2 protein-coding genes are annotated in these 24,438 nt (G+C 70.6%); one reads left to right on the forward strand and one right to left on the reverse strand.

Annotated features, from left to right (window positions below; all coding sequences use genetic code 11):
- Positions 1-77: 77 nt before the first annotated feature.
- The gene (locus ACFWDI_RS35245) at positions 78-1,457 is read left to right on the forward strand and encodes an L-serine ammonia-lyase (RefSeq protein WP_385310431.1); all 1,380 of its coding nucleotides are present in this window, start codon (positions 78-80) and stop codon (positions 1,455-1,457) included.
- Positions 1,458-2,713: 1,256 nt separating this feature from the next.
- Here ACFWDI_RS35245 and ACFWDI_RS35250 read toward each other — a convergent pair.
- Entirely contained in the window at positions 2,714-24,409 is a 21,696-nt protein-coding gene (locus ACFWDI_RS35250) for a hypothetical protein (protein WP_385310433.1), read from the reverse strand.
- Between the last annotated feature and the right edge of the window lie 29 nt (positions 24,410-24,438).

Genomic DNA, 24,438 nt, shown 5'->3' on the forward strand with positions numbered 1-24,438 from the left:
AGGCCGACCCCTTGTTCCATGTTTCTTTTTACGCAACGCTGTGCGTAGTACACAACTTCCGATCCGGAAGGAACGACGTGGCGATCAGCGTCTTCGACCTGTTCAAAGTGGGCATCGGCCCCTCCAGCTCGCACACCGTGGGGCCGATGAAGGCCGCCCGCCTCTTCGTCAACGCGCTGGACGAGGACGGCCTGCTGTCCCGCGCCGCCTCGGTGCGGGCAGAGCTCTTCGGGTCCCTCGGTGCCACCGGCCACGGTCACGGCAGTGACAAGGCGGTACTCCTGGGCCTGGAGGGCGAGGACCCCGAAACCGTCGACACCGACACCGTGGACGACCGGGTGCACCGGATCCGCGAGACGGGCCGGCTGCGACTCCTGGGCGTCAAGGAGGTGGACTTCCGCGAGCGCGAGCACCTGGTGCTGCACCGCCGCCGCACTCTTCCCTTCCACCCCAACGGCATGCGGTTCCAGGCCCTGGACCACGACGGTGGCGAGCTGAGGGCATGTACGTACTACTCGGTGGGCGGGGGCTTCGTCGTCGACGAGACCGCGACAGGAGACGACCGGATCAAGGCCGACGACACACCCGTACGCCTCCCCTTCCGCTCCGCGTCCGAACTGCTGCTGCGCGCCTACGAGTCCGGTCTGCCCCTCAGCGGAGTGATGCTCGCCAACGAACTGTCCTGGCGGAGCGAGAGCGAGGTCCGAGCCGGCCTGCTGAGGATCTGGACCGTGATGCGGGAGTGCGTCGACCGCGGCTGCTCACGGACCGAGACCACCCTGCCCGGGCGGTTGAAGGTGCCGCGCCGCGCTCCTCGGCTACTGCGCACCCTCGCCGAGGACACCACCCAGCCCGGGGACCCGCTGAAGGTCATGGACTGGGTCAATCTCTACGCCCTGGCCGTGAACGAGGAGAACGCCTCGGGCGGCCGCATCGTGACCGCGCCCACCAACGGCGCCGCCGGAATCGTGCCTGCGGTGCTCCACTACTACACCCGCTTCGTTCCCGGCGCCGACGAGGACGGAGTCGTCCGCTTTCTGTTGGCCGCCGGCGCGGTGGGAGCGCTGTTCAAGGAGAACGCCTCGATCTCCGGGGCGGAGGTGGGCTGCCAGGGCGAGGTCGGGTCCGCCTGCTCCATGGCAGCCGCCGGTCTTGCCGAGGCACTCGGCGGCACGCCGGAACAGGTCGAGAACGCGGCCGAGATCGGCATGGAGCACAATCTCGGACTGACCTGCGACCCGGTCGGAGGACTGGTCCAGATCCCTTGCATCGAGAGGAACGCGATCGCCTCGGTCAAGGCGATCAATGCGGCGCGGATGGCGCTGCGCGGCGACGGCACCCATGTGGTCTCGCTCGACAAGGTCATCAAGACCATGCGTGAGACCGGCGCCGACATGAAGGTGAAGTACAAGGAGACGGCGCGGGGCGGACTCGCGGTCAACGTCATCGAGTGCTGAGAAAACCACACCTGATCAGAGGTTTCTCCTCTTTCAGTTCTGTCACGGCCTTTCCCATCTGTACGCCGGATCGTCCCTGAAGAGTCCCTCTGACAGAGCTGAAAGTCCCTGAAAAGTCCCTGGGAAAACGACGACCAGCAGGGGTTTCACCCGCAGGTTCGAGGCCCCTGCCCCGGATTGCAGACGGCAGGGGCAGCGTTGGGCTCGTTCCATCCTGAAGTAGCTGGTCGCGGGCTTGGCGTGAACTGTGAGTGAGGCACTCCGGCCTGTCGGCGCCTTGATCGCATCAGGGTGATCTTCCGTCAGCGGGAGACCTCTGCGTTGGTCAGCACGAGCAGCGCACGCAGCAGCACGGTGGCGTGCTGGACGTTCATGCGGACCTATGAACACCGGCTCTCCCCAAAGCCCGCGCACCGGCCTCACGCTCTACCAAGTCCTGGACGCCCTCAAGAACCTGCTGAACTGCTGGACCGGCATCTGCACCACCTGTGCGGTCCACGCAGGCCCGGCGGACGTGACGACCGGGCACGCGGCGACCGTCGACTCGGTGGTCCGGACGGTGCATGCGGCGCTCGACGCCACCGACCGGGATCTGGCGGACCTTGACGTGGCGTTCGTCGAGCTGGGTTCGATCGGGCCCTCTTCCCTCGAGTTGCTGCTCGCCCGGGCATCCCGGCCACCTCGGCGTCCGCTGCTGTGCGACGTGTCTGGCAGCGGACCCCGGCTGCGGCGGTTGGCGCAACGGCTGCGGGATCGTGGCCAGGTCGGTGAGGTGGAGGTGGTGGAGTCCGGGCCCGCACTGCCCGACGCGGTGTACGGGGCCGGTCTGCTGGTGACGGCGGTGAGCAGCGCCGGTGCCCTGTTGGACGTGGACCGGCTGGCGCCGGGGGCCGGGGTGGTCGACGATTTCTTCCCGCACTGCTTCGACACCGGCCGCGCCTGGCCCGGATGCGGGAACGCCAGGACGTACTCGTTACCGGGCGGCGGTCTCCTGCACCTCGGCGACCTGAGCCGAGAGATCGCCGAGGAGCTGCCGCCGGCGGCCGCGGTCAGCGGCCCTCGCCTACTGCGAGGCCGTGGAACGTGCCGGGGTGACAGCGGGGCCCGCTGCACCTGCTGGGCCACACCGTCGGGCCGGATGAGCTGGCGGGAGTGCGGACCGTTTCCTGAGGCGTGGTGGTGCGGGGCGGACTGTGTGTCGGGCGCCCCGCCCCGAATGTGCGCCAGGAGGCGCGTGCGTCAGAGACACACGCGCCTCAGGTCGTACCGGCCTGCTGGATGCTGTCGCCGCTGTTGCCGATGGCGACGTGGGTGGCGATGCGCCGGAAGTCGTTCATCACGCCGAACATGCTCTTGTTGGACGGCAGGAGGGCCTGAAGGGCCTGGAGCGCAGTGGCTCCCGCCAACTGGGCCTGGAACAAGTCTTTGTAGGCGTTGTAGACCCGCGCCGTGTAGTTGGGCTCCTTCGCCGCGTTCGTCCGGTGGTCGTTGGTGAGGGCGATTGAGGCCAAGTCCATCAGATAGCAGTCGATCAGGTCGGTGACGTCCTGGGCCTTGGCACCCTCCTCGCCGGCCTGCGCGTCCTCCGCCAGGATCTTGGCCATTCCCAGGACGATGTCGCGGTAGATCCGGTGCCTTGTGCTGCTGGGGAAGGCGGCCATGATGTGGTCGGCCTGACCAGCGCCCTCGGTGTTCATGGTGCGCGGTGTGCTGAGGTCGGCCAGCCCCGGCACGGTCAGCGGGACTCCCTGGAACATCTCCTCCTCGTCGGGGATGTTCGTGTTGCGGGAGGCGAGCGGGTGCAGGCCGATCTCGTGGGCCAGCATGCCCATGATGTAGCCGATGTCGTACTTCTCGAAGTAATAGCTGGCGAGGTTGATGTCCACGCCGTCATCGTCGCGGTCCCTCACGTCGGCCGGGGGCTCCGTCGTCCGCAGGTGCAGGGTGATGCGGCAGGGGCGGGTGCCGATGTACTCCCTGATGGTGTCGTGCTTCCGCAGCAGATCGATGATGCGGATCGCCTTGTCGCGGTACCTCTCGTTCGTGTGCGCCAGGTTCGTGAACTCGAAGTTCCCCGACGAGAAAGGCACGTAGGCCCTTGCTGGGGCGGTGGGGGTCGCGTTCGGGTCCTGCGGCATACGGGCCGGGACCTCGGTGACTTCGGTGACTGCCGTGCCGCTGTCGGACGGTCGGGGCAGGGAGACCGGGTCCACCCACACGGACTCGCGGAGGACCGGGTCGGTGCCGGTGCGTACCGCGTCCCAGGTCTGCTCGGTGTCCTCCTGCGCGCTTGGTTCCGGCTGCGGGGTTACGTCCCCGATCAGCGCGCCCAGCAGGGCCAGGTGCCGACCCCTCAGCCGGGCGACGGCGAGTGAGGAGTCCTCGGGGTCCGCGTTGAGGTCGCCGAGGAGACTGCCGGGGACGTGGGATCGGTGCGGGGAGTCGGCGTCGCGGTACTCGTCGCGCAACCCGAGCTGATGGGTCAGCTCGTGCACCATCTGCACCGGATCGGCGTCCGGCCACCAGGTGTTCTGGTCCATGGTTCGGTCACGGCCCGCCAGGTCCACGGTCAGGTGAGGAGCGTCGGCCGGGTCGACATGCTCGACGGTCACGTGCAGCAGGTCACCGTCGGGCAGCCGGTAGCCGGGCATGTTAAAGAACTCGCTGACGCCCGCGTTGAGTTGGCCGAATACGCGTGAGGCCTGCCCGTCCGTGCCGCGTATCGCGATGCGGACGGTCAGGTCGGTGACCGGATCACCGTCGTAGGTGAACCGCCGCGCGTCGAACCCGGAACGCACGACGAACCGGGGCCGGTTGTCACGCGGCCCCCTTGGCTGCGGTACGCCGGGTGTCTGGGTCTGGGGCGCCGTGTCGGTGCTCCTCTGCGGAAGCCGGGGACGGGCTTCACCGGTGTCGCTGCCGGCCTGTGCCAACGTCGAGGTCTGGATGCTGTCGCCCTGGTTGTTGAAGGCGACGCTGCTACCCAGGCCCAGGAAGTTGCTCGTGACGTTGTACCAGCTCTTGTCAGCCGGCAGCAGACCCCGCACCCGGCTGTCCTGCGCCAACTGCGCTGCGAACTGCGCCTTGTAGGCGTTGTAGACCTTCGCCGTATAACGCGGTTCCCACGCCGCGTCCTTACGCTTGTCATTGGTCAGCGCGATCGTGGCCAGGTCCATGAGGTAGGTGTCGATCAGGTCCGTGACGTCCTGCTCCGTCGCGCCTTCCTCGCCTCCCCGCGCATCCTCCTCCAGGACCTTGGCCATTTCCAGGACGATGTCGCGATAGATCCGATGCCTGGTACTGCTCGGGAACGCGGCCATGATGTGGTCGGCCTGACCCGCACCCTCGGTGCTCATCATCCGCGGCGTCGTCAGATGCGTCAGCCCCGGAACGGTCAACGGCATCCCCGCGATCATGTCCTCCTCGTCGTGAATGCCCGCGTCCCGCGAGGCCAGGGGGTGCAGACCAATCTCGTGGGCCAGCATCCCCATGATGAAGCCCATGTCGTACTTCTCGAAGTAGTAACTGGCAAGGTTGATGTCCACGCCGGCGTCACCGCGGTCCGTCACATCGGCCGGGGTCTCGGTCGTGCGCAGGTGCAGGGTGATCCGGCAGGGGCGGGTGCCGATGTACTCCGCGATCGTGTCGTGCTTCCGCAGCACATCGATGATCCGGACCGCCTTGGCTCGATACCTCTCATCCGTGTGCTTCAGGTTGGTGAACTCGAAGTTGTCCATCGTGAAGGGGACGAGGGTGGGTTCGGTGGCCGTGGCTGGTGTCGCGTTCAGGTCCGGCAGCATGCGCGCCGGGACTTCGGTGGACGCGGTGTTGTCGGTGGGGCGGGGCAGGGAGACCGGGTCCACCCAGACGGACTCGCGGAGGACCGGCTCGGTAGCGGTGCGGGCGGCGTCCCAGCTCTGCTCGGTGTGCCGCTCGGGGCCCTGTTCGCTGTCCTGCTTGCTCTGAGGTTGCGGGTCGACGTCACCGATCAGCGCACTGAGCAGCGCCAGGTGCCGACCACGCAGACCGGCGACGGCGAGCGAAGAGTCCTCGGGGCCCGCGTTCAGGTCGCCAAGGAGACTGCCCGGGATGTGCGGGCGGTGCGGGGAGTCGGCGTCACGGTATTCGTCCCGCAGACCGAGCTGGTGGGTCAACTCATGGACCATCTGCACCGGATCGGCGTCCGCCCACCACGTGCTTTGATCCATCGCGCGGTCCCGGCCCACCAGGTCCACAGTCAGGTGCGGAGAGTCCGAGGGGGCGACGTGCTCGACGGTGACGTGGAGGCGGTCGCCGCTCGGCAACCGGTAAGCGGGGTTGTTGAGGAAATCCCGTACACCTGAGTCGAGTTGATCGGCCACGAGCGTGGTCTGACCCTCGGGGCCCCGTATCGCGAGCCGGACGGTGAGGTCCGTGACCTGCTCGCCCTGGTAGGAGAAGCGGCGCGCGTCGAAGCCCGACCGCACCACGAAGCGGGGCCGGCTGTCGCGCGGACCCCTCAACTGCGGTGTTGCGGGCGGGGCTTGCTGGATGCTCTCCTCGGTCTGCTGACTGTTGTCGGTTGCTTGCGGGAGTCGGGGGCGGGCCTCGTCCGTCGGCATGGGTTGCTGAATGCTGGCGCCGCGGTTGTTCGTGGCGACGCTTGCGGCCAGTGTGGCGAATTCCCGCACCACGCCGAACATCCCCTTGTCGGCGGGCAGCAGAGCACGGATCGGGCTGTCCTCAGCCATACGCGCAGCGAACAGCGCCTTGTAGGCGTTGTAGACCTTCGCGGTGTTACCGGGCTCCTTGGCCGCGTTCACCCGATAGTCACTGGTGATCGCGATAGAGGCCAGATCCATCAGATAGCAGTCGATCAGGTCCGTGACGTCCTGGAGCTTGGCTCCGGGCACATGCGCCTGCGCGAACTCGGCCAGCATCTCCGCCATCTTCAGCACGATGTCGCGGTAGATCCCGTGCCTGGTGCTGCTGGGGAATGCCGCCATGATGTGGTCGGCCTGACCCGCGTTGTCGGTGTTCATCGTGCGCGGCGTCTTCAGGTCGGCCAGCCCCGGAACCGGCAGAGGGATGCCCCGGAACATCTCCTCCTCATCGGGGATGTCCCGGTTCCGGGAGGCAAGCGGGTGCAGGCCGATCTCGTGGGCCAGCATCCCCATGATGTAGCCGATGTCGTACTTCTCGAAGTAGTAACTGGCGAGGTTGATCTGGACCCCGTCTTCGCCCAGGTCACGCACGTCGGCCGGCGTCTCGGTCGTGCGCACATGCAGGGTGATCCGGACAGGGCGGCCGCCCACGTACGCCTTGATCGTCGGGTGATCCCTCAGCACATCGACGATCCGCACCGCCTTCGCGCGGTACCGCTCATTCGAACGCTTCAGATTCGTGAACTCGAAGTTCTCCATCACGAAGGGACCCGAATCGGGCTCCGTAGCGGTAACAGGCGTCGCGTTGGGACCCTGCGGCATACGGGCCGGGACGCCAGTGACTTGAGCGACTTCGGCGACTGCCGCGCGGTCGGAGGACGGTCGGGGCAGGGAGACCGGATCCACCCAGATCGCCTCGCGAAGGACCGGGTCGGCGCCGGTGCGTAGCGCGTCCCAGGTCTGCTCGCTGTCCTCCTTCGCGCTTTGCTGCGGCTGAGGAGTCACGTCCCCGATCAGCGCACTGAGCAGCGCCAGGTGCCTGCCACGCAGACCTGCGACGGCGAGCGAAGAGTCCTCGGGGCCCGCGTTCAGGTCACCGAGCAGGCTCCCCGGAATGTGCGGACGGTGCGGGGAGTTGGCATCCCGGTACTCGTCCCGCAACCCGAGCTGGTGCGTCAGCTCATGCACCATCTGCACCGGATCGGCATCCGCCCACCAGGTGTTCTGATCCATGGTCTGATCCCGGTTGGCCAGGTCCACGGTCAGGTGCGGCGAGCCCGAAGGCGTAACCAGCTCGACGGACACGTGCAGCAGGTCACCGTTGGGCAGCCGGTAACCGGGAACGTTGAGGAATCCGCTGACACCCGACTTGAGCTGGTCGATCACGCGCGAGGCCTGCCCGTCCATGCCCCGTATCGCGATGCGGACGGTCAGGTCGGTGACCGGATCACCGTCGTACGTGAACCGCCGCGCGTCAAAACCCGACCGGACCACGAAGCGGGGGCGGCTGTCACGCGGTCCCCTTGGCTGCGATGTGCCGGGGAGCTGCGTCTGGAGCGCGGTGTCGGTGCTCCCCTGCGGAAGCCGGGGACGGGCCTCGCCTGTGTCGCTTTCGGCCTGTGCCGAGGTGCCGGCCTGCACCGGAGAAACGGTCTGGATGCTGTCGCCCTGGTTGTTGAAGGCGACGCTGCTACCCAGGCCCAGGAAGTTGCTCGTGACGTTGTACCAGCTCTTGTCAGCCGGCAGCAGACCCCGCACCCGGCTGTCCTGCGCCAACTGCGCTGCGAACTGCGCCTTGTACGCGTTGTAGACCTTGGCCGTGTACCGCGGTTCCCACGCCGCGTCCTTACGCTTGTCGTTGGTGAGCGCGATCGTGGCCAGGTCCATGAGGTAGGTGTCGATCAGGTCCGTGACGTCCTTGGCCTTGGCGCCCTCCTCCCCCGTTCGCGCATCCTCCGCCAGGACACCGGCCATTTTCAGCACGATGTCGCGGTAGATCCGGTGCCTGGTGCTGCTGGGGAAGGCGGCCATGATGTGGTCGGCCTGACCGGCACCCTCGGTGTTCATGGTCCGTGGCGTCTTCAGGTCCGTCAGCCCCGGAACCGTCAGCGGAACCCCCGCGAACATCCCCTCCTCGTCGGGGATGCTCGTGTCCCGCGAGGCCAAGGGGTGCAGGCCGATCTCATGGGCCAGCATCCCCATGATGTAACCGATGTCGTACTTCTCGAAGTAGTAACTGGCAAGGTTGATGTCCACACCGGCATCACCACGGTCCGTCACATCGGCCGGGGTCTCCGTCGTACGGAGGTGCAGGGTGATCCGGACAGGGCGGCCGCCGACGTAGTCCCGGATCGTGTCGTGCTTCCGGAGCAGCTCGATGATGCGGACCGCCTTGTCGCGGTACCCCTCGTTCGTGTGCTTCAGGTTGGTGAACTCGAAGTTCCCGGACTTGAAGGGGATGAGGACCGGCTCCGGTGCTGCGGACGTCGTGTTCGGGTTCTGCGGCACACGGGCCGGGACGCCGGTGGTCGCCGTGCGGTCGGTGCCGGTGTCGGTGTCGGTGGTCTGGGGCAGTCTGGGGCGTGCCTCGCCGGTGTTGCCGCCGGTCCGGTCCGGAGCAACGGGTTGCTGGATGCTGTCGCCGCGGTTGTTGGTTCCGACGCTGGTGGCGAGCTGGGCGAAGTCTCCGAGGACGCCGAACCTTCCCTTGTCGACGGGCAGCAAGGGGCGGACGGGACTGTCCTGGGCGATGTGCTCGGCCAGCTGGGCTTTGTAGGTGTTGTAGACCCTTGCCGTGTAGTTGGGGTCCCTGATCGCCCTCGCCCGGTGGTCGTTGGTGACCGCGATGGAGGCGAGGTCCATCAGGTAGGTGTCGATCAGGTCGGTGACGTCCTTTGCCTTGGCTCCCGTCACGCCGACCCGTGCGTGCTGCGCGAGCACCCCGGCCATTTCCAGGACGATGTCGCGGTAGATGCCGTGCCGGATGGTGTGGGGGAAGGCGGCCATGACGTGGTCCTCCTGGCCGGCGCCTTCGGTGTTCATGAAGCGCGGCGTCTTCAGGGTCTCCAGTCCCGGTACCAGCAGGGGCATACCCCGGTACAGCTCCTCCTCCTCGGGGATCTTCGTGTTGCGCGAGGCGAGGGGGTGCAGGCCAATCTCGTGGGCCAGCATCCCCATGATGTAACCGATGTCGTACTTCTCGAAGTAATAGCTGGCGAGGTTGATCTGGACGCCGTCGTCGCCCAGATCACGCACGTCGGCCGGCGTCTCGGTCGTGCGCACATGCAGGGTGATCCGGACAGGGCGGCCGCCGACGTAGTTCTTGATGGTGCTGTGCTCGTCGAGCAGCTCGACGATCCGGACCGCCTTGTCGACGTACCTCTCCGTCTGGTTCAGGTTGGTGAACTCGAAGTTCCCCAATTTGAAGGGACGGAGGACCGGCTCCGGCGCGGCGGGCGCCGTGTCCGAGCCCTGCTGCATGTGAGCCGGTACCTCGGTGGCTGCCGGGCCGTCGGCGGGTCGGGGCAGGGAGACCGGGTCGACCCAGATGGACTCGCGGGTTTCCGCAGCGGCGGCGCTCCGGGCCGCCGCCCAGCTCTGGTCGGCCTGGTCGCCGTTCTGCTGAGGCGCCGGGGTCACGTCGCCGATGAGCGCTCCGAGCAGGGCCATGTGCCGGTCGCGCAGGCCGGCGGGGGCGAGGGAGGCGTCTTCGGTAGCTCCGTCGAGGTCGCCCAGCAGGCTGCCGAGGATGTGCGGGCGGTGCGGGGAGTCGGCGTCCCGGTACTCGTCGCGCAGGCCGAGCTGGTGGGTGAGCTCGTGCGCCATCTGCACCGGGGCGGCGTCGGACCACCAGGTGGTCTGGTTCATCGCCTGGTCCCGGCCCGCCAGGTTCACGGTCAGGTGCGGCGCATCGGTGGGATCGACGTGCTCGACGGTCACGTGCAGCCGGTCGCCGTTGGGCAGGCGGTGGTCCGGGTCGTTCAGGAACTCGCTCACGCCCGCGTTGAGCTGGTCGAACACGCTCGAGGCCTGGCCGTCCGTGCCCCGTATCGCGATGCGGACGGTGAGGTCGGTGACCGGCTTGCCCTGGTACGAGAACCGCCGGGCGTCGAAGCCTGAACGCACCACGAACCGGGGTCGGCTGTCGCGCGGGCCGCGCGGGCCGCGCGTCGGCGAGGTGGCGGACGGCGCGGTCTGCGGCGCGGGGCCGGTGCCCGCCTCGGGAAGTCTGGGGCGTGCCTCGCCGGTGTTGCCTCCGGCCTGGTCCGGAGCAACGGGCTGTTGGATGCTGTCGCCGCGGTTGTTGGTCGCGATGCTGGTGGCGAGCTGGGTGAAGGACCGTGCGACGCCGAACAGGCTCTTGTTCGACGGCAGGAGGTCCCGAAGAGCGGTGTTCTCCGCCAACTGGGCGCGGAGCATCTCCTTGTAGGCGTTGTAGACCCTCGCCGTGTAGTTGGGCTCCTTGACCGCGTTCATCCGGTAGTCGCTGGTGACCGCGATGGAGGCGAGGTCCATCAGGTAGGTGTCGAAGAGGTCGGTGACGTCCTGGGACTTGGCGCCCGTCACGCCGACCCGCGCGTGCTGCGCGAGCACCTTGGCCATCTCTATGACGATGTCGCGGTAGATGCCGTGCCGGATGGTACGGGGGTAGGCGGCCATGATGTGGTCGGCCTGGCCCGCCCCCTCGGTGTTCATGGTGCGCGGCGTCCCCAAGTCGGTCAGTCCCGGCACCGGCAGGGGCATACCCCGGTACGCCTCCTCCTGCTCCGGAATCTCCGTGTTGCGCGAGGCGAGGGGGTGCAGGCCAATCTCGTGGGCCAGCATCCCCATGATGTAACCGATGTCGTACTTCTCGAAGTAATAGCTGGCGAGGTTGATCTGGACGCCGTCGTCGCCCAGGTCACGCACGTCGGCCGGCGTCTCGGTCGTGCGCACATGCAGGGTGATCCGGACAGGGCGGCCGCCGACGTAGTTCTTGATGGTGCTGTGCTCGTCGAGCAGCTCGACGATCCGGACCGCCTTGTCGACGTACCTCTCCGTCTGGTTCAGGTTGGTGAACTCGAAGTTCCCCAACTTGAAGGGACGGAGGACCGGCTCCGGCGCGGCGGGCGCCGTGTCCGAGTCCGTGGGGGCGTCGGAGCCCGCGTCGGTGCCGGACAGCGTGCTCAGCTCGTACGCCTCCTCCTCCAGGAGACCCGGGAGGTCGCTGCCCGTCGGTGACGGGGGCAGCGGAAGGGTGGCCGCGTCCTGGAGGAGCGCGTCCTGCGGGGTCGGGTCTTGCAGGGTCGAGTCCTGCGAGACCGGGTCCTGCAAAGCCGGGTCCTGCGAGGCCGGATCCGGCACGGGCGGGATCGGCACGGGCGGGACCGGCGTAGCAGTGTCGACGGACGTCGTGACCTGTGCCTCGGGCCCCTTCAGCTCGGAACCCTCCAGCACCGGGGCCTTCGGCTCCGGCGCCTTCAAGCCTTTCGGTTCCGGTGCCTTCGGCTCCGTGTCCTTGGGCGCGGGAGCCTTCGGCGTGGGTGCAGGCGTGTGCAGGCTCAAGGGGACGAAGTCCCCGCCCCGGCGGCGGAGCCGAAGGTGCGGACCGCTGTCGCCGGACGGGCCGGGGTAGGTGTGGGCGGTTCCGTTCTCCTCGATCAGGGTGACGGTGGTGCCGGTCGCGGCGGCGGCCCACCGGGCCACCGCACGGTCGGCCCCGGGACCCCACGGGGCCTCGGCGAGGTGGCGGCGCAGATGCCCCTCGCGGGCGTCCTGGCTCGGCGCGGGCTCGCCGGGGCGGGTCCGCAGGGGTGGGGGTGTGAAGAGCGAGTCGCGTTCCGTCGAGTCGGCGGGCAGACCGTTCAGACGCATCAGCTGGGCGGGCGACGCCCCGGCGCGCATGCGCAGCCGTGCCGCCTCCTGGCGGTCCAGTCCGGGCTGCTCCGCTGCCTGTCGCAAGGCCGTGGAGAGCGCGCCGAAAAAGCCGTTGCCGCGGCCGGCGGGGGCGACCTGGGTGTAGGTGGCACCGTCGGGTGCGGTGAGGACGCCGTCGCGGTCGAGGCGGTAGCGCGGGCCGCTGCTGTCGGCGGGCGGCAGCCAGGGCGGGGTGGCGTGGCTGCGGTGCGCGAACCGCTGCTCCGACCCGGGGCTCCTCGTGGTGTCGGTACCCGAGCTCCCCACGGCCGATGTCCCGGTGTTCGCACCGGTACCGGTCGCGGTCGTCGCAGTTGCCGCGGTCGTACCGGTCGTCACCGTCGCCGGGGCCGGCAACGGGGTGGCGACCGGCGGCGAGGTCCCGGGCGGAAGCGCGGCGTGGAAGAAGCCGTCGGTGGTGAAGAGGACCGGATCGGTGGCCGGGTCGACGGCGGCCGGATCGGTGCCGTGCGGGAGGAAGAGCTGGTCGCGGCCCTCACCGGTCACCACGGTGAGCGGGGTGCCCAGGACGCGGGCGGCGAGGGCGGGCAGCAGGTCGGCTCCGCCGTGATCCCCGGCGCGGCGTTCGGGCCGGGCCTGTTCGCCGTCCGGGCGCTCCGTGCCGCCGTCCTGCAGCGGCTCACTCGCGAACGGGCGGGACAGGGCCGCGGTGGCCAGCGCCACCCGCTGCGCGGGGGTCGGCCAGTAGGTCTGCGGGAGTCGGCCGAAGGCATCGAACTCGGTCTGCTGCGCCGGGGTCAACTGCACACCCGCGGCGTCGAGTTCGTCCTGCGTGAAGGTGTCCTCGGCGTCCAGGGCGAGGGCGTCGAGCAGGTCCTCGTTGCCGTCCTCGCCCAGCTCCCAGGCGAGGCGGTCGCGGGCGGTGCCGATGGCCTCCGCGGTGACCGCCGGGTCGCCGGAGGCGCCCGTGAACCGGTCGGCGAGGTCGGTGCCGAGCAGGTGGGGCAGGCGGCCTCGGGCCTCGGCGGCAGCGAGCAGCGCGTGGAAGAACGAGGCGCCGTCGTGCGGCATGTCGTGCACCTCGCGCACCGTGGCGCCGTCCGGCGAGGTGAGGGTGCGTGGGGCGGAGTCCGTCCCGTCGGTGATGACGTACGGCTCGGGTGCCTCGGAGCGCCAGCCCGGCTCGGCGTACTCCTGCGGCCGGTCCGGCACCGGGACGGAGGCCGAACCCTGGTGGTGCGCGGTGAGGCGGGAGGCGGCCAGGTGCAGCCGGTGGTGGTCCCGGGCGGCGGCGTCGGTGTGCTGCTCCCACCGGTGGACCTCCTGGCGGGCGGCCTGCCAGGCGACGACGGCTGGGGACCAGACCATGTCCTGCGGCAGATCGGTCGGCGGACCGGAGTTGTCGTCGCCGAGCGCGGCTTGTTCCGCCGGGCTCAGGTCGAGCCACGTCTCCCGGGCCCGCGCCCGTGCGTCGTAGTAACCCTTCTCGGCCGCGGCGAGGTCGCCCGCCGCCTTGGACAGGTCGCCCCAGGCCGCGAGGACCTCGTCGGGGAACGTGGTGTCGTCCAGGAGGCCGTAGTCGCGGGCGATGTCCTCGCGCAGCCAGACCAGGGCGGTGGTCTCGGCCTCGGCGGCGCGCGGCCCGCGCTTGGCCTTGCCGAGCACGTGCAGCGGGCGGCTGTCGGTGATGCGGTGGTCCGCCTCGGCCACGGACAGCCAGCTCACCGGCAGCGCGAAGAGCATGCTCCGGTCGGTGACGACCTTGAGGTGGGTGCCGAGGGTGGTGTCCGCGGTGCCCTTGAGCACGGTGCCGTCGTTCGAGCCACCGATCGGGGCCGTGGCGCCCGGGTTGGTCACACCCGCGTTGCTGTTGCCCGCCATCGGCGCGGTGCCCACGGCTCCCTCGACGTTGTCGGTGATGCCGGCCTCCAGCGCGTCGGAGGTCTTCGCCCGTTGCATGGCCTCCATGCGCGGCTTGTTCTCCACAGCGAGCAGGCGGGCGCCGCGGCTGTGCATCTTCGCGTAGAGGCGGGAGTCCGCGGTGTGGTACTGCCCGAAGAGGCGCGCGGAGGCCTGGGCGGGCAGCGGTGAGCCGTTCGCGCCGAGCGCCTCGCGGAAACCGGCGGTCAGACCGCCCTGCGCGGTGGCCTCCTGCTGGGCCTGGGCGGGGGCGGTGCCGAGGCCGGTGAGCGGGGTCTGGCGGGCCATGCGCACGCGTGAGTCGAGCACCTTGCCTGTGTGCCGTTTGCCGAGGTCGCTGTCGCCGAGGCCGTCGGCGCGCGCGGTGGCGAGGGTCAGGGCGTCCTGCACGTTGGCGGCGCCGCGGATGTCCACGGCGAGGATGCCGGAGCCGATCCGGTCGTCGAAGGGCAGGATGTCCGGGTCGGCGCCACCGGTGCCGTCCCCGGCGGCGGAGGTGCGCCAGGCGGCGATGCCCTCCGGGCGGGCCTGGGCGGCGGTCAGCATCTTCACCGCGCGTTCGGGTTCCGGCACGTCCTGCTCGGTGAGCGCGCCGTCGGCACCGTCGCCGTCCGGGGTCAGCAGGTTCGCCGGGAGGATCTCATTGAGGCTTCCGACCGGGGTGTTGACGCCCGGGGTGAGCGGATCACCCGTCGCGTCCGTCATGGTGACGGTCAGGACGTAGCTGGTGACGATCTCGGCGTGCGCCTGGGTGGTGGCGATGTTCGGCATCGCGGTGGTGCCGGCGGTCCGGGTCCGGGTGCTCGACCGCTGCTTGGCCGCGGTGCCCTGGAGCGAGGGGTTGGCGACGAGAATGCCGCTCTCCGCCGCGCGCTGACCGGCGCTGAGCGTCACGTCGGCGCCGCGGTCCTGGGAGGTGCCGTCGGCGTCGTCGCGGGCGATGGTGCGGTAGTCCTCCAGCTCGTAGCCGGTACGCAGCCTGTCCACGGTGGTGGTGACCGGAGTCAGCTTGAATTGGACCTGTCCGGGGCTGCCGCCGACCGGCAGGTGGTGCGGGCTGGACCAGGCGCGGTAGCGGACCGGCAGGTTCATCCCGTCGGTCGTCAGCTCGTGCAGGTGGCCGCGGAGGAAGTCCGGGGAGAGCCGCTGGAGGACCTGCTCCCGGTCGTGCGAGGGCACCCCGATCTTCTCCAGCTGCCCCATCAGCTGCTGTGCCGCAGGGCCGGCGTCGAGTTGGCCGCTGGGGTGGGTGGGGAAGCGGCGGTTGCGCAGGTAGGGGGGCACCCGGTAGCCGCCGCCGAGGTTGTGCGGGGTGGTGATGCCCAGGCCGTCCCGGGCGAGCCCGGCCTCGATGACGTCCTGCATCGGGAGGTGGAACATCACCGCGTCACGGATGCGCTGGAGCGCGGCGGCGGCCCGGCGTGGGGCGAGACTGTCGCCGAGGCGCTCGGAGAGCCGACCGGCCGCGGAGCTGATACGGGCGCCGGCGCGGGTGCCCACCGTGCCCATCGCGGCCGTCCAGCGGTCCCGTACCGCGACGGTCTCGGCGGCGTCGGCGACCACCAGGTACATGCGCCCGGCGAAGGTGAGGGTGGTGTTGCGTCCCCGGGTGAGGGTCTGCGAGACGCTGCGGCCCTTGCCCCAGGCGTACTGCAGGGCGGTCGAGTAGGAGCCGACCACCGCCGACTTGCCCGGGGCCTGCTGCAGCGGCATGTCGGCACCCTGGAGGCCGACGGTGGTACGGGAGACGGTGCTCGTGCTGCCGGCGACGCGGTGCTCGTTGCCGATGGTGGCCTCGAGGCTGGCCGGCTTCGGGTCGCTCTTGACCCGGAAGTTGCCCAGTTCGCCGCGGACCACCGCCTTGAGGTAATGGGTACGGAACGGTCCGGCGCCGTTGAGTCCGGCGACGCGAGAACCGAACGGGCCCAGATACTGGCCGAGTTGCCCGGCCACGCTGAGGTTGGCCATCGCCCGGCGCAGCGCGGTGCGCACCGGGGCGCCGGGTGCGCTGACGTGCCAGGAGGTGCCCGAGGCACGGTCGGCGGTGTCCTGCATGAGCTGCTGGCGCTGCGGGCCGCCCTCGGCGCTCAGTACCACGTGCGGAACGCTCAGCAGTTTCTTGGTGAGCTGCCGGTCGGGCGAGTCCGTCCTGGGCAGCGGGCGGGTGCCGTCGAGGAGCTGGTCCGCCTCGGTGGAGGAGAGCTGCTGCGGTACGGCCGCGGTCGCCGGTGCCGGCCCGGTGGGCGGCGGGTCGGCGGGGGCGTGGCGGTCGGAGCCGTGCGCGGCGGGCACGGCCAGCTCCACGCGGCCCACGGTCTCGTTGCCCCGGGTGAACAGTGGCCGTTCCTCGACCTTGCTGACGAAGACGCCCGCGCCGAGCAGGCCGACCGAGGCGAGCCGGGCCCAGCCGCGCGGGCGGCGGTGGCCCTCGAAGGAGGCACCCAGCTCCACCTGGTAGCTGTAGAGGTCGGCGCCGGTCTGGAACGTCAGCTGGTCGTGGGCCACCGCGACCGTGTTCCTGGTGGCCTTCTGGTCGGTCTTGGCGTGACGGACCCCGACTGTCACGTTGCCGGCCTGACGGGGCAGCCCGACGTCGGGCACCTTGTTGTGGTCGCGGGGCGAGACTCCCAGCTCGACACCTCCGGAGAGGGTGAGGGACGCCTGCTGCCCCTGGCCCGAGACCTCGGTGCCGATCACCGCGTTGCGCAGCGAGCGCTCGCTCATGGTGGTCTCGAACTGCCGGTCGGTGAGGCGTGCCCGGAGGATGAGCGTGTGGTGGCCGCGGCGCACCTTGCCGTCCTCGGTGAGGGTGACCGGCACCCCGGTGGTGGTCAGGTCGTCCAGGCTCTGCGCCAGGCTGGGCCGGTTCAGCGCCTCGCGCACCTGGCGGTCGTTGTGCAGCGCGGTCCGCATCCGCCCGTCGCCGTACCAGAACTTGGCGAGCCGCGGGTGCCGCAGCGTCAGTGGCGGGACGAACAGCGACGGGTAGGAGCGGTGCAGCGTGTCCAGGACGGCGTCCGCGAAGGCCCGCATGGGGTCCTGGGGGACGGGCTGCTGAGCCGGCGGCTGCTGCTGACTCTGGCTTTGCCCCTGCGGCTGGGTCTGTGCCTGAGATTGGGTCTGCGGCTGGGTCTGGGGCTGGGGCTGGGGCTGTGCCTGAGATTGGGGCTGGGGCTGGGTCTGCCCCAGGGGCTGCGGCTGTACCTGGACCTGTGTCTGTACCTGGGGCTGCGGGCGGACGGGGCGGAAGCCCTCGGCGCGGACCTGACCGCTCAGGTGGACCGGGTCCTCTCGGGTGAGGTACCACGGCACCGGCGGCTCGGCGTCCGGGTTGGGGCCCGACTGGCCGGGCGTGCGGCTGTCCCAGCCCGCGAGGCGTCGGGCGTCCTGGGTGGAGATCCAGTCCAGGCTGACCACCCGGACCGGGCGGGCGGCCGACGGCGGTTCGCCGGGCTTGCGCACCATCAGGGTGCGCTCCACCCGGTACAGGGCGATCGGGTGGTTGCGGACCCGGCCGGTGGTCTTCCGGGCCGCGTCGACGCCGAGGTAGTGGCCGCGCCCGGCGCTGAGGTCCGCGCGGACCAACGGGCCGCCCTGGAGGCGCACATCGGTCTCCGCGCCGACGAGGGTGTAGTTCGGCCCGGCGGTGACCTGGATGCCCAGGCGGGTGTCACGGACGTGGCCGCGCTCGTTCTGGTAGGTGGTCTGGGTGAGGTCGCGCAACTCCGCCTTGACCGACTCGGTGACCAGCGTGGCCCGGTGCGGCACCGAGCGCTCCACGATCAGGTGCCCCAGCGGGTGCTGTCCGCTGCCCCGGGTCAGCTCGGGCCCGGTGACCGGCCCGGAGAACCGGCCGAACAGGGCGAGCAGCCGCCCCGGACGAACGTACGAGACCAGGGTGCGATGCGCCGAACTCCCTGGTCGCGCCCCGGAGATGGCCAGCGCCATGTCCTCCGGCGGATCCGTCAGGTGCAGCCCGGTGGTGTCGGTGATCCGCGGCTCGACCCCGTCCGGGAAGGTGAGCGTCTTCGGTGCGCGCTGCGGTCCCTTGTAGGGCACGGTGAGGTCGTCCGGCAGCCGCCAGCTCAGCCCGTCGCGCATCGCGAACTCCGCGGAGTGCACTTGCGTACGCTGCCAATGTGGTTTCGGCAGCGGCGAGTTGGGCTGGTTGACCGGGGTACTGCCCGGGCCGGACGAATTGTCGGGGCCGGTGGTCTTCGGTGCCTCGGTGACGCGGTCCACCCGCACCCGGTAGTGGACGTCGTCCAGGTGCAGGTGCGAGCCCTCGTGGGCGCGCCACTCGGACTGGTTGTACGCCTGGGTGCCCTGGGCGTAGTCGGTCCTGCGGGTCCAGCCCAGCGAAACACCGATCTTCAGCAGCCAGTTGAGCGGCGGGCCCATGCTCAGCCCTCCGGCGATCCGGCGCCCGAAGCCGACGCTGCGCCCGCCGCCCGTACCGGCCTGGCCGCGTCGCATGGTGTCCAGCCGGACGGTGCCGCCGTTCACGTCGGAGAAGCGCTCCCAGCGGTGGTACGGGATGGCCTCGACCGTCATCTCGTGGCCGACGCGGGACTTCTCCCGGCCCACGAAGCGCGCGCCGCGCGGGGCGGTGAAGGCGCCGGGCTGCTCGGTCAGCAGGCGCAGCAGCTCCGCATCGTCGAACTGGGCGCGCAGCTTCTTCGGCAGCTTGCTCAGGATCTCCTCGGCCACCTGCTCGGGCGAGCGCAGCGTCGTCTTGCCCGGGCCGGTGAAGAGTCCGGTGGGGCGACCGCGCGGGGTGCCGTCCGGCCGACCGGCCGGGGTGCCGTCACCCGGGTCGGCGTCCGGATGGATCAGAATCGTGGGCAGCCGGCTGCCGTCCTCGAAGGTGACGGTGGTCGGTACCGGGCCCGGCGGCCGGGCGTCCTGGCCGGTCAGCAGCCGGGCCGGGCGATGCCGTTCGAGCTGGGTCTCCAGTGGTGCCGGGTCGCCCCGGTCGGGGGCCTCGGTGTGGGGCCCGTCGAGGTCGGTGACCCCGCCCATGCTGCGCAGCCACTCCCCGAAGGGGTCGGAGCCGTTCGGTTCCGGGGTGGTGTTCGGGTCCGGTACGGGCGTGAGCGGCGCCGAGGCCGGGACCAGAGCGTCGTAGTGGTCGGTGCCGTTGTAGGCCAGGTGCAGGGCGCCGCCCTGGCCGCCCGGGTTGAGGGTGTTGACGAAGGTGCTCCCCGGCGACCGCGGGTCGGGCTGGACGAGCCGCAGATCGAGGTCGAGGGTGTGTGCCAGTGCTTCCGGGAGCTGGTCGGCGAAGGGAGAAGCCCACAGTGCCGGGAGCTCGGCCGCCGCGCCGACGAGTTCCTTGGCGCCGAGCCGCCACGCGTCGGCGGGGGTGGGCGCCACGTCTGCGAGGTGCGGGTAGTCGCTCTCCCGGAGGATCCGCTGCCATTCGCCGGCGTCGCCGTCGGTGACGACATCCTGCGCGATCCGGTTCCAGAGCTGGGTGATCCGGCTCCGCTCGGCCGGGTCCTGCGCCCCGGCGACGGCACGCATCCGCAGGTCGTCCACCACGGAGAACACCGGGTCCGGGATCGCCAGGGCCACGGCGTCGCCCAGTTCGGACGCGGTGATCCGGTCGCTCAGCAGACGGCGCAGGCCGGCGACGTTCCGTGCGGCCCACGCGGGTGGTACGGCCTGGCCGCGCGCACTGTCGAGCGCCGCCCGGAAGAGGCAGTTTCCGCCGCCCGGGGTGTCCAGGCGCCGGAAGGACAGGCCGTCCGCGTTCACGGTGTCCACCGTGCCGGGGGTGACCTTGCTGAGGAGGGTCATGTCCTCGGCGAGGCTCTCCGGGCGGCTCGACGCGGGCGCCAGGTCGGGCCTGCGGCGGGCGAGTTCGGCGGTGTCCTCGGAGCTCAGGCCCAGTTCGGACAGTGGCAGCGGGGTGCTGGAGAGCGACCAGGTGATCTGTGCGGAGGGCGCGTAGGAGAGACCGCGCACGTCCTCCGGCGACACGGGGGTGGTGGGCGGGAGCGCGGGCGGCGGCGGGGGCAGCAGGGCGTCGAGCGTGGTGTCGGGCCTTGCGGTGGAACGCAACTCGGCTGCGGTGCGCAGGAAATCGGCGTACTGCTCGACCGTGGGATCGGCGCCCGGATCGGTGGTGGTGCCGCTCTTCGCACCGCCCCGGTCGACGACCATCCGGCGCAGCAGGTCCGGGGTCATCCGGCCGTCGCCGTAGCGGGCCGCGGTGTCCGGGCTGAGCCAGCGCAGGTTGTCCACGAAGGCGAGTCCGGCGAGCAACTCCCTTTTCTCCGGCCGCTGTTCGGCATCCGGGCCGAGGGCCTCGCGCAGCGTGCGGATCTGCTGGAGGGTACGGGCCCGGGCGAAGGCGTCGGCCGGTTCGGGGCCCGCGTGCAGGCCGGCGTCGCGCGCCAGATCGTCCAGGTCAACACCGCTGGGCTCAGGGGTGAAGAGCCGCCACCCCCCCGGCCCGTCCGAGCCCTCGGTGAGCACCGCGCGTACGGTGCCGTCCCTGTCCCGTGCGGTGCCCACCTCGGTGGTCGGCGCGTACACCTGCCGCCCGGTCCGGTTCGCCACGTGCTGTGCCACCGGCAGACCCGCCACCTGCGGCTGCCGCCCGGTCTCGCAGGAGAACAGCACCAGTGGCCGGTCCTGATCGCCGTCCTGCGCCCAGGACTTGAGCACCTCGCCGAGCTGTACGCCGCTGACCTTCACGGTGGGTCGCGCCGCGTCCTCGGTACCGAGAGTGACGGTACGGGAGGTGCCGTGCCCCGCGAAGTAGTCGGCGCCGCGCTCGGTGCCCGACCCGGGGAGCGCGGTCGGCGGGCCGGTGAACACGGTACGGCGGGCGGGCGGGTCCGCGACGGTCCCCGGGGCCGGTTGAGTGGAAGTGGTGCGCACGCCGCGGAAGGTGTCCTGGCCCAGCAGCGCGCGACGCCCCGCGTTGTGCGCCGTACCGTCCTCGGCCGGGCCCTGCGAGATGGTCAACGTCTGTATGGCGCGCCCCGGTTCAGGCTTGGCGGTCGCGTTCGGCACCCAGCGCCGCAGCTGCGCGACGGGCACCGTGTGGCCGTCCAGGGTAGTGACGAGCGGCTCGCCCGAGCGCCGTGCAGGACCGTTTCCGTTGTCGGCGGCAGCGCCGCTGTTCGCGGGCCGCACGACGATCCGCCCCGTGGGCGGGGGCGCCGCGGGGAGCGCCACAGGGGGTGGCGCCGGGGAGTTGTCCGACGTGGTGGGCGGCGGCGAGGTGCTGCCGTTCCCGGGCCTACGACCGCCGCCGGGGCCGTGTCCGCCGACTCCGTTGTTGTTGCTGTCGCCGTTGCTGTTGCTGTCGCTGTTGCTGTTGCTGTTGCTGTTGCCCGATTCCAGGTACAGGTCGGTGGCCGTGTCGGTCCAAGGCCGGGACAGGGTGGCCAGCTTGGCCGCGGCGGGCAGGCTGGTGGCCGTGGAGTCCGGGCCGGCTCCATTGCCATCCACGAAAGACGTCGCGCCCGAGACCACCTTCGGGCGCGTAGCCGGGGCGATGACCGGGTCGCTGTCGGTAGTCGCGGTGCTCTGCGTGGCGGGGCCGGATGTGGTGGCAGGGGCCGGTCCGAGGGCGTCGGCGAGCGGCAGCAGCACGTCCGCGCCGGGGAACGCGGCGTCCGAGGTGTCGGGAGTGCCGTCCGGCATCACGGCAGTCGGGGGGCCGGTGAGCGGGCGGACCCGGACCGGGGCACCCGGGCCCTCGCGGGTCAGCTCGACGGCGGCGCGTACCGGACGCCCCGCTCCGTCCGGCGTGACCGACGGCCCGAGTACGACGGCCCGGTCGACCCCGGCCCCGTCCAACAGCTCGGCCGCTTCCGGCGTCCCCTCCCCCGGCGGCGGCACCTCCGAGACGACGATCGTCAATGGCGGTGACTGGCTGGGCGAGAGGCCCCCGGCCGGGGCAGGACCGGCCTTCACGTCGCTCAGGCCGCCGACGTCACGTGCATCGCCGACATCGCGTACGTCGCCCGTGTCGGCGTACGAGCCGGTGGTGCCCACCTTCGGCGGGGCGGTGGTGATGTCGGGGGCCGGGGTGGGGTCGCTTTCGGTGGAGCCCGAAGTGCTGTTGCTCTCGCCCGAGTTGACCGCCTCCGGCGAGGATGTGGTCGCCGGTGGCGTGTTGATCTCCGGCGGCGGGCTGATCTCCGAAGGAGAGGAGGTCTCCGAGGAGGAGGTCTCCGAGGAGGAGGTCTCCGAAGGAGTACCAGTCTCCGGCGACTGCGAGATCTGCGAGGCGTCGTCGGTCGTGGTTCGGGAGCCGTACGCCGGAGCCGTGCCGTCCGAGTCAGGGGTGCCCTGCGTGCCCTGGGGCTGCGCGGCGGAGGGGGTCTGGGTGCCTCCGGCGGCGGGTACGACACCCGGTCGGGCGCCCGTGCCTGAGCCGGTGTTCGAGCCCGTGCCCGGCGCGGCGGAGGTGGTGGGGCTGTTGGAGGCGACGGGACCGCCCCCCTGCCCCGGCACCGGAGCCGTACGGTCGTCCTGCGAGACCACCTCGTCCGGAGAGTTCTGGACGGTGCTCTCCGGGGCACCCACGACCGAGTTGTCCGGCGATGCCTCGGACGCGACACCGTCCCGGTCGCCGGTGACGACGGTGTTGTCGGCGCTGTTGGTGTTGTCGACCTGCACGTCCGTGTCGAGGTCCGCCACCGGGTCGGCGTCGTTCCCGGCGGGACCGGGAGCGAAGTTGCCCGTGGAGCCGTTGCCGAACGTGCTCGTGGTGATCGGGGAGTCCACCGTGACCGGCGTGCCGAAACTGTCGAGGGCGCGGCGGATCTCGTCAGTGTCGACCTGCGCGGCGGGGCCGTTCCCGGCGGGCACGACCCGGACCTCGGGCACCTGTGACAGGTTGCTGTGCAGGCTGTCACGGACGCCGATCTCGGTGCTGCCGGGCGGCTGGGAGCCGCGCAGGGCGGCGAGGTCGCGCAGCGCCTGCTCGCGGACCTCGGCGGGACCGTTGTGGACCTGCTGCCACAGCTCGTTCTCGGCGGCGGTCACGGGCAACGGGCCCGGGGAGTACGGCGGCGGGTCCAGGGTGGTGTACGGCGGCGGGGCCTCGGTGGAGTAGGGCGGAGGCGACTGGCTGCCGGTGAAGTCCCCCTGGCCGGTGTTCTGTTGCGTAACGCGCGGAGGCGAGTTGCGCGTGGAACCGGCGCCGCCCGAGGAGTCCGTACGCGGGGGACCGTCGGTACCGCCGGTACGGTCGGAGCCGTCGCCGTCGCGAGAACGCGTGGACCCGTCGGAGTCCCGCGTGTCGGAGTCGCTGTTGCCTCCGGAGACGGTGGGCGGCGGCATGCGCAACTTGTCAATGGCGTGGCGCAGTTCGGCGCCGCTGTTCAGGGCGGTGTCAGTGAGCGTGGCCTCCACCTGGCTGCTGATACCCGCGCCGACGAAGGTGGACCAGCTGGTGGACCAGTCGCCGTCGAAGGCACCCTTGATCAGGATTTCGGCGAGCGCCTCGCCGGAGCCGGCGGCGAGGAAGTCGGCCGTCCCCTTGAGCCCGTAGTGGCCGGCCAGCGCGCCCGGCCGGTCGGCGTTGTTGCGCAGGATCTGGTTGTTGCGCCACAGGTTGGTGTTGTTCCGGAAGGAGAGCGGGTTGTTCCGGAAGGTGGTCGGCGTGTTGGTCGTGAGGTTGGGGCCGTTCCCGTACGGGCTGGGGTCCGGGCGGTCCTTCGGGGTGTTGTCGCGGTCCTTCGGGGTGGGGTCGGGGTTCGGCTTGGGGTTCGGGCCGTTGTTCTTGAAGTCGAGGTTCGGGGGGTTCCTGAGGTTGGGGTTGTTCTTGAAGTTGAGATCCGGGCCGTTCTTGAGGAAGTTGTTGTCGTAGCTCTTGACGATGTTCTTCGCGAAGTCGTCGAAAATGCTGGTGAGGAAGCCTGCGGCGGCGCCGAACGCGGCCGACTTGAGGATGTCGTTCCAGTCGAAGCCGTCGGGGCGGCGGCCGTTGGGGGCGAAGTTCATCATCGCCAGCCGCACCGCGAAGGTGGTGAACGCCTCGGCGAACGCCTCGGTCAGCGAGGGCGCGATGTGCAGCCGCTGGAGCAGGTGGCTGAGGGTGGTGAGGATCATGAACCGGCTGCGCAGCTTGGCCATCATGATCTGGCTGGCCGAGGCGCCACCGGTGAAGAAGGACATCGCCAGGTAGATGGCGATCTCAATGAGCAGCCGTATGACCTCGGCGATGACCTGCCACTTGGACTCCATGATGTCCATGGAGGTCTTGCGCCGGCCTTCGGCGATCTTGTCGAGTTGCTCGGCGAAATCGCGCAGGTAGTTCTTGCCGCCGTCGTCGATGAGCATGCCCATCGCCTTGGCGTACGACTTGGAGAGGTCGTCGGGCATGACCTCGGCGATGTCGTGGATGGACTTCTCGATCAGCGACGACATCCTGTCGAGCTTGCGGCCCAGACCGGAGTACGGCCGGCGGCTCTCGTAGGCGAGGTCCTCATCCGCGTCGATGAGCTTCTCCCCGGTGAGGATGAAGATCATCGCGTTGACCTCGGGCGATGCCATCATGCTCATCGCGGGCCGCCCCGCAGGCCGCTCGGGCA

Source organism: Streptomyces sp. NPDC060064 (assembly GCF_042736455.1).
Lineage (GTDB): Bacteria > Actinomycetota > Actinomycetes > Streptomycetales > Streptomycetaceae > Streptomyces.

What these genes read in the sequence shown, in the direction of transcription:
- ACFWDI_RS35250 (WP_385310433.1), bottom strand. Translation starts at nt 24,409, where the DNA reads ATGAGCATGATGGCATCGCCCGAGGTCAACGCGATGATCTTCATCCTC.